The 369-nt window shown below is 81.3% G+C and carries 1 protein-coding gene; it reads left to right on the forward strand.

Going from position 1 to position 369, the window contains the following annotated elements; genetic code table 11:
• On the forward strand, positions 1–369 hold a 369-nt coding region (locus C7C45_RS33150), incomplete at both ends, for a glycosyltransferase family protein (protein ID WP_208641533.1).

A 369-nucleotide genomic window follows, 5' to 3' on the forward strand; every position in this document is an offset into this window, starting at 1 on the left:
CGGTGACGTCGCGGTCCTCGTGCCTGCGGCGGGGGCTGGGGTACGGCTCGGGCCCCGCCGCCCCCAAGGGCTGCGCCCGCTCGCCGGTGGAACGCCGCTGGTGCACCCCGCGCGTCGACTTGCCGCCGCACCGCCGGTGCACACGAACGTGGGGGCCGCGCCGGCCGCCGAGGGGACGGGCGCCCGCGGGGTGCTGGGTCCGAGCGCGCCGGGGGTCGTGGTGGCGGGCGGGGCGGGACGGCGTCAGGACCCCGACTGCGGCGAGGGGCGACCGGCCGGGTGGCCGGTGCGGAACCCCGACCCGGCGGCGCTGCGCCGAGCCGTCGGCTACGCCTTCGACCGGCCGGTGCTGATCGGCGCGACGGTCCA

This window comes from Micromonospora arborensis (assembly GCF_003205615.1).
Classification (GTDB): Bacteria; Actinomycetota; Actinomycetes; order Mycobacteriales; family Micromonosporaceae; genus Micromonospora; species Micromonospora arborensis.